The following is a 13,342-nucleotide window of genomic DNA, read 5'->3' on the forward strand; positions in this document are numbered from 1 at the left end:
GTCGCCCCCGGGGTCGACCTCAAGGTGACCACGTCCAAGTTCGGTGGACTCTCCACCGTCCTGGTCGTCAAGACCGCCGAAGCGGCGAAGAACCCCGCGCTGAAGAAGGTCCGCTTCGGCACCCGGGGCAAGGGCGTGTCCGTCCGGGCCGACGAGGCCGGCAACCTCACCGCCACCACCGCCGACGGCACGTCCCGCTGGCACGCGCCCACCCCGCAGATGTGGGACAGCTCGACCGGCGCCACCCCGGCGACGGCCGCCAAGTCGGCCCCCGCCCTCAGCGGTTCCGCCACCGAAGCCCCCCAGGCGAAGCCTGAGCAGCGCAGCACCGCAGACAGCCCCGGGGCCGGCGCCAAGGTCGTCGACATGCCGGTCTCCGTCAGCGGCGACGCCGTCGAGCTGACCACCGACGACTCCGTCCTCGGCCAGGGCCAGGGCCCGTGGTTCATCGACCCGGGCTGGATCCCCGACCGCAACGGGTCCAGCACCTGGACCTGGACCCAGTCCGGTTACCCGGGCACGGCCAACATCGGGCGGACCGTCGCCAACACCGGTGACCAGTACGCCAAGCCCGGCGTCGGCTACCAGGGCTACCGGACCACCAAGGGCGTCGAGCGCTCGTACTACCAGTTCGACACCCACTGGTACCGGGGCTTCGTCATCAACAAGGCGATCATGTCGATGTGGGAGACGGACTCCGCCGCCTTCTCCTGCACCGACAAGTACACCCTGGACCTCTACGCCACCGGCCCGATCGGCAACCAGACCACCTGGAACAACCCGCCGGGCGTCGTCGGCGGCCGGCTCGGCGAGGCCGGGGTCCCCGGCGCGGGCCAGCAGGGCTGCTCCGGCAAGTACCAGTTCAACTACGACGTGACCTGGGCCTACCGGACCTACGCCACCGGCAGCGACACCATGACCTTCGGGGTGTTCGCCCGCAACGAGTCCGACGCGATGGCGTTCAAGCGGCTCGACTACAGCGCCGTCGTCGAGATCGAGTACGACCGCGTCCCCGACACCCCGACCAACCCGTACGTCTGGCCGGCCCCGACCACCTCGGTGCCGTGGGCCGAGAACCAGGGCTGCAACGGCTCCTTCGGCTGGCTGAACTCCTCCTCCGGGTTCAACGGCGCCGTGTCCCTCAACGCGACGGTCCACAGCCCGGTCCAGAGTTCGCTCGCCGCGTGGACCCACATCTGGGACTACGCCGACCTCAGCGCGGACGTCGACAGCGGCCTGACCCCGACGGTGGCCAACGGCGGCGTCGCGAGCTTCCAGGTGAAGCCCGGCGTCATCAAGGACGGCCACTACTACGGCTGGGGCACCATGGCCGACGACGGCTACGCCCCGAAGTCGGCCTCGACCCCGGTCTGCCACTTCGGCGTCGACCTGACCCCGCCGACCCTCTCCGTCCCGAACTCCGACACCGTGCTCACCGACGGGCAGCTGGCGACCACCTTCCCGCCGTCCGGCAACGGCCAGGTCAGCCGGAAGCGCCTGGGCGAGCAGGGCCTGGTGCCGTTCACCGCGGCCGACCCGACGCCGGGCGGCACCTCCTCCGGCGTGGTCTGCGCCCGCTGGTCCTGGGACCCGCAGTTCGCCGGTGCCGGCTGGGCCTGCGGCAACGACTACCCCGCGAACGGCATTCCCGTCACCTCCGGCCGCTGGGGCACCAACGTCCTGTACATCCAGGTCCTGGACAACGCCCGTAACCTCTCGCCGGTCGCCCAGTACTCCTTCTACGTGCCGTGGAACCCGGACGGCCCGCCGCCGGTCTTCGGCGACGTCAGCGGCGACGGCTCGGCCGACATCCTGCTGCCCGACCAGGCCGGCTACCTCCGGGCGTACAACACCCCGGGCAACCCCAAGGTCCAGGCCCCCGCGGTGGCCGCCGTCGCCACCCCCGCCGACGCGCCGAAGGGCACGTCCTGGAACGACGTCCAGTACGCCCACCGCGGCACGCTGACCGGCGGCAACAACATCGACGACGTCATCGTCCACGCGCCCGGCAGCCCCGAGTTGCTGGTCTACCCGAACCCGGGGAACACCGGCGCCTACGGTCGCATCGACAAGTCCGTGCCGATCGCCAAGCCGAAGTGCGTGAAGACCTCCACCGAGGACTGCTCCTGGCTGACGGCGGCCGGCTACAACGCCGCCGACTGGTCCGGCACGCTGCGGATCGCCGCCCTCGGCGACCCGGTCAGCACCGACCTCGACCCGAAGCTGGGCTTCAAGAACAAGACCGGCCTGCTCACCGTCGAGAGCACCGACAACGGTGCCGACGCGGCCCTGTGGTACTACCCGGCCACCAACGCCAACACCCTGGGCAAGCCCGTCCGGCTGGCCGCGTCCGGGTGGAAGAACAAGGAGCTGATCACCCCCGGCGACTGGGCCAAGCAGGGCCACCCGGGCCTGTGGGCCCGCAACCTCGCGGACACCGCCGACGGCGCCAAGCACGACCTGCTCGCCTACACCTTCACCACCGGCACCGTCGCCGCGACCGACAACCAGGGCGCGCCCGTCCTCGACGGCACCGGCCAGCCGCTGCTGGTCCCGACGCTGACCCAGCTGATACCGGTCGGCACCCGGATCGGCTGGGTCTCCACCGACACCTACCCGACCCTCGGCTCCGACGGCGACCTCACCGGAAGCGGCAACGCGAGCCTGTGGGGCAGGAAGGCCGACGGCACGGTCGAGATCTGGTGGGGCCGGCCGACCACCCCCGGCAACCCGTCGGTCGGCTACACCTGGGAGGTCGGACCGGTCACCGTCGCCAACACCCAGGTCACCCCGCAGTGGTGGGCCCTCGACGGCACCGGTGACAGCAGCGGCACCAACACCCTGTACAAGAACGGCGGCCCCGCGACGACCGCCTACCCGACCGGCGCCGCCCTGACCACCGACCACAACCGCGTCGCGGGCAAGGCCACCGCCTTCGACGGCGCGACGGTCTACCGCACCACCGCGCCGGTCACCTCCACCGACACCGCCCCCGGCCTGGACACCACCAAGAGCTACAGCGTCTCCGCCTGGGTCAAGGTCGACAACACCGACGGCTACCAGACCGCGGTCTCGCTGCCCGGCAACGAGGCCAGCCCGTTCTACCTCCAGTACTCGCGGAACTTCAACAACTGGGCCTTCATCCTGCCGAGCAACGACAGCGTGAACCCCACGGACTGGTACCCGGTGTACGACCGCAGCGGGCGCACCGGGGTGACGGTCGGCCAGTGGACGCACCTCACCGGCACCTACGACTCCACCGGCGGCATCGCCACCCTGTACGTCAACGGCCAGGCGGTCGGCAACGCCAAGGTCGGCACCACCTGGAAGCCCCCGGCCGGGCCGCTGAGCATCGGGGGCGTCGCCCCCCGGAACATCGCCCCCGTGGACCTCGTGAAGGGCGCGGTCAGCGACGTGCGGATCTACCCGTACGCACTGACCGACCCCCAGGTGAACACCGTGGCCACCGCCCAGTCCATCGTCCGGATCCGCAGCGCGGTCGACCCGCGCAAGTGCCTGGACAACTGGGGCGGCAACGACGGCGCCCAGCTCCGGCTCTACGACTGCTGGAACGGGGACAGCCAGCACTTCCTGACCACCCGGCAGAACGAGCTCAAGGTCGTGCCCACCGGGCTCTGCCTGGGCACCCGGGACGCCGTCGTCGTCGACGGCACCCCGGTCGTGGCGCAGGCGTGCGGCAACAAGACCGCCCAGACCTGGATCCGCCGCTACGACGGCTCGCTCTACAACCCGGCGTCGAACAGGTGCCTGAACCTGCACGGGTGGATCACCACGAACGGCTCCGGGCTGAACGTGTGGCAGTGCGCCGACCAGGCCAACCACCACTGGCTCTTCGACAACCAGACCCTCGCGGGCGTGTAGCCCCCGTCCGTCCGGTCGTCGTCGGACCAGCACCGCGGCCCCTCGCCGAGCGCCCCGCGCGTTCGGTGGGGGGCCGCCGTGCTGGGTGCGCGGGGCGGCTGAGGGGTCAGACGCGTTGGCCCTCGGTGGGGGTGGCGGTCGGGGCGGTGGTGCTGCCGGCCCTGGCGCCGAGGGTGCGTTCGGCCTTGGCGACGGCGGTGCGGTACTGCATGGAGGCGGTCTGCTCGGTGGAGCCCTGGCGTTCGAAGTAGCCGAAGGCCATGGCCACCGTGCCGAAGCGCTCGATGCCGACGTAGCCGTTGAGTTGGACGCCGGCGAGGGTGCCGTCGAGGTGGACGGCGGGGGCGTCCTTGCGGTCGCCGAGGGTGACCGGGGTGACGGTGAAGGTCACCTGGTCGTCGTCACCGTTGTTGAAGGTGATGCTGTGGCAGGTCTTGAGCGCGTCGGTGACGGTGTTGAAGTCGGCGGTGAGCCGGTCGGGCGCCTCGGCCGCGAGGACCTGGGTGACCATCGGGTTGCCGTCCGGGCCGTCGAGTTCGACCGCGGCGTGCGGGACCTGGCCGCCGGTCTGGGTGGAGCGCATGTTGATCAGGGCGCTGAGCGCGGCGCAGCCCGTGACCGGGCTCGGGTTCCCACCGGGGCTCGGGCTCTGCGTCACCGGGGTCTCGGTGTAGCCGGGGCCGAGGTCGGCCGCCGTCAGCAGGGCCGACTTCAGCTGGTCGGCGGTGGGCAGGGGCGGGGCGGACGCCGCCGACGCCGACAGGGCGGCCGGCCCGAGGGCGACCACCAGGGCGGCGGTCGCGGCGGCAAGGGCGTGGATGGGCCTGGGACGGGACATGCGGGCCCCCGGTCGAGAGTTCGGGCAGGGACAGCCACCAGTGTCCCACCGGGTTCCCGGCAGGGCGCGCGGGCCAGGGGTCTCCGCAGGTCAGGGCTGGTCTTCGGGGGCTGCGAGCGGCGGGTTTCCGGGGCTCCCGGGGGCTTCCGCGGGCCGCGAGGACTCCTTGGTCTTCGGCTTCCCCGACTCCCCTGACTCCCCCGGCGCCTCCAGCGCTTCGAGCGTCTCGCTGAGCCACTGCACCCAGAAGGCCTCCAGCCCGATGCCGGCCCGCAGGACGGCGTGCTGGAGCCGGTTCTCGCCGTCCGCCCGCTCGGCCGGGAAGTCGCGCCGCTCGATCTCCCGGTAGTCGGCCAATTGCTCCCGGTGCAGGGCGAGATGGCGTTCCAGCTCGGCCGCCAGACCGTCGGTGCCGACCACCGCGGCCGCCCGCAGCCGCAGCAGCAGGGGCTCCCGGACGGCGCGCGGCGCGGCGCCCTCGGCGGTCCAGCGGGCCAGTTCGGCGCGGCCCTCCGGCAGGACCTCGTACTCCTTCTTCTGCCCGCGCACCGGCGTCTCGGGCCGGAGGGCCCGGATGTGTCCGGAGGCCTCCAGCCGGCCCAGTTCGCGGTAGATCTGCTGGTGGGTGGCGGGCCAGAAGAAGCCGATCGACCGGTCGAACCGCCTGGTCAGCTCCAGCCCCGAGGACGGTTTCTCCAGCAGGGCGGTGAGGATGGCGTGCGGCAGCGACATGCCGCCGATCGTACGGGGAGCGGGCAGCGGGACGGGCGGGGAGCGGGCGGGGTACGGGCCGCGGGGCGGGCCGGCTCAGCCCCGGGTGGGCGCGGGGGCGTGCCGGGCGAGCACGGCGCGCAGCCGGTCGGGGTCGGCGGTGCCGCGCTTGGGCAGGACGGCCAGGCAGGCGTTGTTCTTGTCGCCGCTCACCAGGACGAACAGCCGGGGGGTCTCGACGTGGTGCGGGACCGCCTGCCAGGTCAGGGTGCTGGTGGAGTGGCGGTTGGCGATGGTCACGCCGGACGTTTCCACGGTGGCGGTGAACTCGCCCTTGTCGGCGGTCATCTTGTGGAACTGGCCCGCCTGCAGCCGGGGCGCCCAGAAGAGCAGGGCCAGCGCGGCGAGCACCATGATCACCGGTGGGAAGCCGATTCCCTTGCCGGCGGAGAGGTCGAGCACCGCGATGAGCGGGCCGCACACGACGAGCAGGTACAGGAGCGCCCGTTGGCGGCGGCCCGCACGCGTCGCCCGGGCCCGGGCGGCCAGGGCCTCCCGGAAGTCCTCCACCGTGGGCGTGTACGCCAACTCGATTCGCTCGTCCGTCGCCGGCGCGTACGCCGTCTCGACCCGTTCGTCCATCGGTCCGCTCTCCCCTGTGATCCGCTCTGCGGCCTGCGCACTGCGACCCGCGCCGCGCCCCGCGCTGTGACCTGCGGATACTAGCAACGACCCCCGGGCGGACGGCGAGTGGATTTCGGGCGGCGCCCCCGGCTCGCGACGGGGGCGCCGCCCCTGCGGAACGCGGGGGCTCAGAGCGCCGCGGCCAGTTCGGTGCCCTGCTTGATGGCGCGCTTGGCGTCCAGTTCGGCGGCGACGTCGGCGCCGCCGATCAGGTGCACTGGCAGGCCGCGCTCGCGCAGCGCCTCGTACAGGTCCCGGCGCGGCTCCTGGCCGGTGCAGAGCACGACGGTGTCCACGGGCAGCAGGAGTTGCTCGCCGTCCACGGTGATGTGCAGGCCGGCGTCGTCGATCAGGTCGTAGGTGACGCCGGGGACCATCACCACGCCGCGGTGCTTGAGTTCGGTGCGGTGGATCCAGCCGGTGGTCTTGCCGAGGCCGGCGCCGACCTTGCTGGTCCTGCGCTGGAGCAGGTGGACGCTGCGCGGGGGCTTCGGCCGCTGCGGGGCGCGCAGTCCGCCGCGCTCGCGGTACTCCGGGTCGATGCCCCACCTGGCCTGGAAGACGGGCGGGTTGAGGCTCGCCGCGTCGCCCGGGTCGGTGAGGAACTCGGCGACATCGAAGCCGATGCCGCCGGCGCCGAGGATGGCGACCCGCTCGCCGACCGGTGCCCCGTCGCGCAGCACGTCGAGGTAGCCGAGGACGCTGGGGTGGTCGATTCCGGGGATGTCGGCGGGAGTTCGCGGGGTGACGCCGGTGGCGAGGACGAGCTCGTCGTGGCCCTGCTCGGCGAGCTGTTCGGCGGTGACGGTCGCGCCGAGCCGCAGCGTGACGTCCAACTCGGCCAGCCGGGTGCGGAAGTAGCGCAGCGTCTCGTCGAACTCCTCCTTGCCGGGGATGCGTCGGGCGATGTTCAGTTGCCCGCCGACCGTCTCGGCGGCGTCGTACAGGGTGACGTCGTGGCCGCGTTCGGCGGCGGAGACGGCGAAGGCGAGGCCGGCCGGGCCCGCCCCGACGACGCCGATCCGCTTGCGCGAGCGCGTCGGGCCGAGGACGAGTTCGGTCTCGTGGCAGGCGCGCGGGTTGACCAGGCAGGAGGTGATCTGAAGGTTGAAGGTGTGGTCGAGGCAGGCCTGGTTGCAGCCGATGCAGGTGTTGATGGCGTCGGCGCGGTCGTCCCGGGCCTTGGCGACGAAGTCGGCGTCGGCGAGCAGCGGGCGGGCCATCGAGACCAGGTCCGCGCTGCCCTCGGCGAGCAACCGCTCGGCGATCTCGGGGGTGTTGATCCGGTTGGTGGTGACCAGGGGGATGCCGACCTCGCCCATCACCTTCTTCGTCACCCAGGCGAAGGCTCCGCGCGGCACCGAGGTGGCGATGGTGGGGATGCGGGCCTCGTGCCAGCCGATGCCGCTGTTGATGACGGTGGCCCCGGCGGCCTCGACGGCCTGGGCGAGGCGCACGACCTCGTCCAGGGTGGAGCCGCCGGGCACCAGGTCGAGCATGGACAGGCGGTAGACGATGATGAAGTCCTCGCCGACCCGCTCGCGGACCCGGCGGACGATCTCCACCGGGAAGCGCATCCGCCGCTCGTACGCGCCGCCCCACTCGTCCTCGCGCTGGTTGGTGGCGGCGACGATGAACTCGTTGATCAGGTAGCCCTCGGAGCCCATGATCTCGACGCCGTCGTAACCGGCGAGGCGGGCGAGTTCGGCGCAGCGGGCGAAGTCCTCGATGGTCTGCTCGACCTGCTCGGCGGTGAGCGCGTTGGGCACGAAGGGGCTGATCGGGGCCTGGAGGGCGCTGGGGGCGACCAGGTCGCGGTGGTAGGCGTAGCGGCCGAAGTGCAGGATCTGGAGGGCGATCTTCCCGCCGGCGGCGTGCACCGCCTCGGTGACCACCCGGTGCTTTTCGGCCTCCTCCTCGGTGGTCAGCATCGCGCCGCCCTCCCAGGGGCGCCCGGCCTCGTTGGGGGCGATGCCGCCGGTGATGATCAGGCCGACGCCGCCGCGGGCCCGCTCGGCGTAGAAGGCGGCCATCCGCTCGTAGCCGCCGGGGGCCTCTTCCAGGCCGACGTGCATCGAGCCCATGATCACCCGGTTGGGCAGGGTGGTGAAGCCGAGGTCGAGCGGGCTGAGCAGGTGCGGGTAGCGGCTGCTGCCGGGGTGGGCGCTCATCGGCGTCTCCTGGGGCGCGGGCGGGGGTGTCGTTGTTACCGCAGGGTAGGGGACGGGCGGCGAGGCATGCAACTAGTTGCATAAGGCTCCGCCGGATGGCGCGAAGGCGACACCGGGGCCCACCCGGCGGCGTATCGTCGTGCCCGGAGGTGGCGACGGGCCATCGCGCCCCGGTGGCGCCACGAGGACCGTCGCAGTGAACCGTCGCAGTGAACGTCGCAAGTAGCCGTCGCAGTGAACGTCGCACGTGACCGTCGCCGGGGACAGTCGCGGTGCACCGGCACCGAGGACCGTCACAGCGGACATCGCGAGCTCGGGAGAGGAGCGGCCGTGCGGGGTGGCTCGGTGGCCGTGGTCGGGGGCAGCATCGCGGGGAGCGCCTTCGCCGGCGCCGCCGCCCGGCTGGGCGCGGAACGGGTGGTGGTGCTGGAGCGCAGCCCCGGCCGGCTGGAGGACCGCGGCGTGGGGCTGTGCACCCACAACGACCGCTTCGACGAGCTGGTCGCGGCCGGCCACCTCGACGCGGACACCCGCCGCCACCGCCTCACCGTCCGCCGCTGGGTCACCCGGGGCACGGCCGGCGAGGGCGACGGACCCGACGGCTGCGGCCGGCTGCTCTGGGCCCAGCCCTTCCCCTTCCACTCCCACCACTGGGGCGTGCTCTGGCAGGCCCTGCGCGAACGGACGCCCCCGCAGGTCGAGTTCCGGCTGGGCGCCACCGTGACCGCCGTCGGCAGCGGGCCGGACGGCGCCTGGGCCGAGGCGGGCCTCGGCCGCGAGCCGTACGACCTGGTGATCGGCGCGGACGGCTACCGCTCGGTGGTCCGCGAGGCCGTCTGCCCGCACGCCGAGCCCGAGTACGCCGGGTACGTGTGCTGGCGCGGCAGCTACGACGACGCCCTGCTCGCCGAGCTGCCCGGCGGCGCGGCGCCCTGGCCGCGGGAGCAGTGCGTCACCGCCTGCTACCCGGGCGGCCAGGTGGTGATCTACCGCATCCCCGGGGTCGAGCCGGGCCGCACCCAGGTGAACTGGGCCTTCTACGCCCCCACCCCCGCCTGGCTGCGGCTGGACGGCCCGACCAGCATCCCGGCGGGCAGCCTCACCGACCCGCGACTGGACGAGCTGAGCCGGCTCGCCGAACGGCACCTGCCGCCGTACTGGGCCGGGCTGGTCACCCTGACCCCGCGCGAACGGACCTTCCTGCAGCCGATCTACGACCTGGCAGTCCCGAACCGCACGGCCGGCCGGCTGCTGATCGGCGGGGACGCGGCCACCGTGGTACGCCCGCACAACACCAGCGGCGCGGTGAAGGCGATGCAGGACGCCCACGCCTTCGAGCGGGTGGGGCGCGAGGCCGGCTCCTGGTCGGACCTGCTGACCGCCTACGACCGCGAACGGACGGCGGCCGGGCGGGAGTTGGTGGAGCTGGGGCGCACCCTCGGCCGGGCCCAGGTCACCGGGGCGCCGGACTGGTCGGGGATGGACGAGCCGGCCATGACCGCCTGGTGGCGGCAACAGTTCACCGGCGGAGGGGGTTTCGGCGGCCACGCGCTCGGCCGTACCGGCTGAGCGTGCGCCGCGGCCGCCGAATCCCCGTCAGTTCACCGCGGACGGTCAGACGTTGACGCCGTAGTCGGTCGCGATGCCGCGCAGGCCGGAGGCGTAGCCCTGGCCGATGGCGCGGAACTTCCACTCGTTGCCGTTGCGGTACAGCTCGCCGAAGACCATCGCGGTCTCGGTCGAGGCGTCCTCGGTCAGGTCGTAGCGCGCGATCTCCAGGCCGTTGGCCTGGTTGACGATCCGGATGAACGCGTTGCGCACCTGGCCGAAGTTCTGCAGCCGGGCGTCGGCGTCGTAGATCGACACCGGGAAGACCACCTTGGCCACGTCGGCCGGGACGCGGTCCAGGTCGACCTTGATCTGCTCGTCGTCCCCGTCCCCGCCGCCGGTCAGGTTGTCGCCGCTGTGCTCGACCGAACCATCGGGGCTGCGCAGGTTGTTGAAGAAGACGAAGTGCTGGTCCGAGACCACCTTGCCCAGCGCGTTGCACAGCAGCGCGCTGGCGTCCAGGTCGTAGTCGGCCCCGGTGGTGGTGCGCACGTCCCAGCCGAGCCCGACGATCACGGCGCTCAGACCGGGCGCCTCCTTGCTCAGCGAGACGTTGCCGCCCTTGGCCAGCGAAACTCCCACAATGCCCTCCTCGGATCTCTCCCTGTGGACGAATCTACAACACTGTAGAGATCACGAGAATCCGTCTGCGGGTGGGCCCGCCCCGGGAATTTCTCCGGGTCGCGTCCGGGAACCACGGGCCGCCCCCGTCCCGGAGGGCCACCCGTCGCGCTCCGCACACCGAGCACCCCCACGCCCGGCCGCCCTAGACTGGCAGTGGCTTTCCCTCCTTTCCCTCCTCCCCGGGCCCGTTCGCCGCAGGCCCGGGCCCGGTCGCCGGAGGTCCCGATGCGCCAGCGGTACAGCTTCCACCTCGACCAGGGCGGTCACTCGGTGACCGTCAACGTCCGGTCCGGCTGGATCACCGAGACCGAGCTGCTGGTCGACGGCAAGGAGTGCGCCTTCCATCGGGTCCACGGGCACGGCGTCTACCCGCTGACCCTCGCCGCCCAGGTGGCCGAGGAACCGCCGAAGCCGCTCGCGGTACGGTTGGACCGCACCGGCGTGGCGGAGCATCCGCTCTCCTGCGTGCTGGAGCTGACCGGCGCCGAGCACCCGATGCCCGAGCGCACGGCGCGCTGATCCGGCCGCCGCCTCCACCGCACCACCCGAAACACCCCCATAGGGGACATTGCTAGCAAGCTACAGTGCTAGCCTAGGGGTGTGGGAAACGAGGATGTGAAGCAGTTCAACGTCTACCTGCCGATCGGGCTGATCAAGCAGGTCAAGTTCCGTGCCATCGAGCAGGAGCTGTCGCTCTCGGCACTGGTCGCCGAGGCGTTGCGCGCCTACCTCGACGCCCCCGCCGTTCAGCACGACGAGCACCAACAGCACGAGCATCCGTCCGAGCGATCCGCCGAGGAGAACTGAGATGACCACCGAGGGCATCGAAGCCGTGTTCATGGAGACCCACAACTGGGGCAAGGCCGCGAAGTTCTTCCAGGGGCTGGGCTACGAGCTGGAGTTCGCCACCGACCACAACTCCGGCCAGCTGCGCAAGGGCGACAGCCCCACCCTGTTCATCGCCGAGATCCCGGCGGACCGCGAGCCGCAGCTGCAGCTGGTGCTCAAGGTGGACGACGCCGAGGCCTTCGGGGCCGGCGAGGGTGTGCAGCTGGAGACCCCGTTCGAGGAGACCCACTTCGGCACGCAGATGGCGACCGTCCGCGACCCCGACGGACGGCTCTGGAGCCTCCAGGCGCAGGCCAAGGCCGAGTAGCGGCACCACAGGCAACGGCACGACGGGTGGGCCGGTACGGCGATCAGCCGTACCGGCCCGCCCGCGTTCGCTCGCGCTACCGCAGCTCCGCCACGATCTCCTCGACCGCCTCGCGGGCACGCCCGGCGTCCTCGGCGACCAGCCCGATCCGGGTGCGGCGGTCGAGCACGTCGGCCGCGTCCAGCGCGCCCTCGTGGGTGACGGCGTAAGCGATCTCCGCGCGGGTCACGTCCAGGCCCTCCGCGATCGGCGTCGCCTCCCCCGCCGCCAGCACCTCGTGGGCCGCGCCGCCGTGACGGGCGAGCAGCGAGGCGGGCACCGGGCCGCCGACCCCCTCGGCGGCGGGCAGCGGGCGGCTGTCCCGGTGGCCGGGCGCACCGATCAGCGGCAGCCGGGCCGTCCAGCACGCCCGGGCGGGCAGACCGCGCAGCCGCACGGCCTCGTCCACCGCGTCCTCGGCCATCCGGCGGTAGGTGGTGAGCTTGCCGCCGACCACGGTGATCACCCCGGACGGGCTCTCCAGCACCGCGTGCTCGCGGGAGATGTCGGCGGTGCTGCCGTCCCCGGTGTCGATCAGCGGGCGCAGCCCGGCATGGGCGCCGATCACGTCCGCCCTGGTCAGGGCAGTGTCGAGGGCGGCGTTGACGGTGTCGAGGAGGAAGGAGAGCTCGGCCTCGGTGGGCCGGGGCTCGTCCGGGATCGGGCCGGGGGCGTCCTCGTCGGTCAGGCCGATCGCGACCCGGCCGAGCTGCTGCGGCAGGGCGAAGACGAACCGGCTGGTGGAGCCGGGCACCGGCACGGTGAGGGCGGCGGTCGGGTGGCCGAGCGCCCCCGCGTCCACCAGCAGGTGGGTGCCCCGGCTGGGCCGGAGCCTGATCGAGGTGTCCACCTCGCCCGCCCAGACGCCGGTGGCGTTGACCACCGCACCGGCCCGTACGGCGAGTTCCCGCCCGGTCAGGGTGTCGACCAGCCGGGCCGAGGTGCCGGTGACCTGCTCGGCGCGGACCCTGGTCAGCACGCTCGCCCCGTACTGTGCGGCGGTCCTGGCCAGCGTGACCACCAGCCGGGCGTCGTCGACGAGCTGGCCGTCGTGGGCGACCAGCGCGCCGCGCAGCCCGTCCGTCCGTACGCCCGGCACCAGCCGGCGGGTCCGCTCGGCGTCGATCCGGCGCACCCGGGGCAGCAGCGCGCCCGGGGTGCCGGCCGTCAGGCGCAGCGCGTCGCCGGCATGGAAGCCCGTGCGGATCAGCGCGGCCTGGCCGGGGCGCAGCAGGTCCGGGAGCAGCGGCACCAGTTGGGGCAGCGCCCGGATCAGGTGCGGGGCGGTGCGGGTCATCAGCACGCCGCGCTCGACGGCGCTCTCCCGGGCCACCTTGATCCGCCCGGAGGCGAGGTAGCGCAGGCCGCCGTGCACCAGCTTGGAGCTCCAGCGGCTCGTGCCGAAGGCGAGGTCGCGGGACTCGACCAGCACCGTGCGCAGGCCCCGGGAGGCCGCGTCCAGGGCCACTCCGGCGCCGGTGACGCCGCCGCCGATGACCAGCAGGTCGATCCGGGGGTCGTCGCCGAGCGCTTCGAGCTCCAGCGTGCGGCGGGAGGCGTCGAGCCGGCCGGTGCCCGCGTACGGGCCGGCGTGCGGTCCCGCGGACGGGCCCGCCGTCCCTCCGGCGC

10 protein-coding genes and 1 pseudogene are annotated in these 13,342 nt (G+C 73.0%); 5 read left to right on the top strand and 6 right to left on the bottom strand.

Going from position 1 to position 13,342, the window contains the following annotated elements:
- The coding region (locus tag AB0E96_RS29410) for a LamG-like jellyroll fold domain-containing protein (RefSeq protein ID WP_359828738.1) at window positions 1–3,882 on the top strand (3,882 nt) is incomplete at its 5' end.
- Between the two features lie 106 nt (window positions 3,883–3,988).
- On the opposite strand, the gene AB0E96_RS29415 is transcribed toward AB0E96_RS29410, so the two are convergent.
- The 4 genes and pseudogenes from AB0E96_RS29415 to AB0E96_RS29430 form a co-directional block, all read right to left on the bottom strand.
- Window positions 3,989–4,720, bottom strand: a complete 732-nt coding sequence (locus tag AB0E96_RS29415) for a hypothetical protein (protein WP_359828740.1) — start codon at window positions 4,718–4,720, stop codon at window positions 3,989–3,991.
- 216 nt (window positions 4,721–4,936) lie between these two features.
- A pseudogene (locus AB0E96_RS29420) lies at window positions 4,937–5,452 on the bottom strand (PadR family transcriptional regulator); the annotation flags it as partial.
- Window positions 5,453–5,527: 75 nt separating this feature from the next.
- On the bottom strand, window positions 5,528–6,073 hold the full coding sequence (locus AB0E96_RS29425; RefSeq protein WP_359828742.1) for a YcxB family protein: 546 nt from the start codon (window positions 6,071–6,073) through the stop codon (window positions 5,528–5,530).
- A gap of 170 nt (window positions 6,074–6,243) precedes the next feature.
- Window positions 6,244–8,286, bottom strand: a complete 2,043-nt coding sequence (locus AB0E96_RS29430) for an NADPH-dependent 2,4-dienoyl-CoA reductase (protein ID WP_359828744.1) — start codon at window positions 8,284–8,286, stop codon at window positions 6,244–6,246.
- 330 nt (window positions 8,287–8,616) lie between these two features.
- Between AB0E96_RS29430 and AB0E96_RS29435 the strand changes: the two genes are divergently transcribed.
- Window positions 8,617–9,855 carry a monooxygenase gene (locus tag AB0E96_RS29435; RefSeq protein ID WP_359828745.1) on the top strand — a complete coding sequence of 413 codons (1,239 nt, stop codon included), beginning with the start codon at window positions 8,617–8,619 and terminating at the stop codon, window positions 9,853–9,855.
- 45 nt (window positions 9,856–9,900) lie between these two features.
- Here AB0E96_RS29435 and AB0E96_RS29440 read toward each other — a convergent pair whose 3' ends face one another.
- The gene (locus AB0E96_RS29440) at window positions 9,901–10,476 is read right to left on the bottom strand and encodes a TerD family protein (RefSeq protein WP_359828746.1); all 576 of its coding nucleotides are present in this window, start codon (window positions 10,474–10,476) and stop codon (window positions 9,901–9,903) included.
- Between the two features lie 267 nt (window positions 10,477–10,743).
- On the opposite strand from AB0E96_RS29440, the gene AB0E96_RS29445 reads away from it, so the two are divergent.
- From AB0E96_RS29445 to AB0E96_RS29455, 3 genes are all read left to right on the top strand, one after another.
- A complete protein-coding gene (locus AB0E96_RS29445; RefSeq protein ID WP_359828748.1) occupies window positions 10,744–11,037 on the top strand; it encodes a hypothetical protein in 294 nt (97 codons plus the stop codon).
- Window positions 11,038–11,118: 81 nt separating this feature from the next.
- Entirely contained in the window at window positions 11,119–11,325 is a 207-nt protein-coding gene (locus AB0E96_RS29450; protein WP_359828750.1) for a CopG family transcriptional regulator, read from the top strand.
- Between the two features lies 1 nt (window position 11,326).
- Window positions 11,327–11,674 (top strand): VOC family protein, encoded by a 348-nt coding sequence (locus AB0E96_RS29455; RefSeq protein WP_359828751.1) that lies wholly within the window; start codon window positions 11,327–11,329, stop codon window positions 11,672–11,674.
- 76 nt (window positions 11,675–11,750) lie between these two features.
- Here AB0E96_RS29455 and AB0E96_RS29460 read toward each other — a convergent pair whose 3' ends face one another.
- Window positions 11,751–13,256, bottom strand: a complete 1,506-nt coding sequence (locus AB0E96_RS29460; RefSeq protein WP_359828753.1) for a glycerol-3-phosphate dehydrogenase/oxidase — start codon at window positions 13,254–13,256, stop codon at window positions 11,751–11,753.
- Window positions 13,257–13,342: the final 86 nt, after the last annotated feature.

Source organism: Kitasatospora sp. NPDC036755, assembly GCF_040636595.1.
Classification (GTDB): domain Bacteria; phylum Actinomycetota; class Actinomycetes; order Streptomycetales; family Streptomycetaceae; genus Kitasatospora.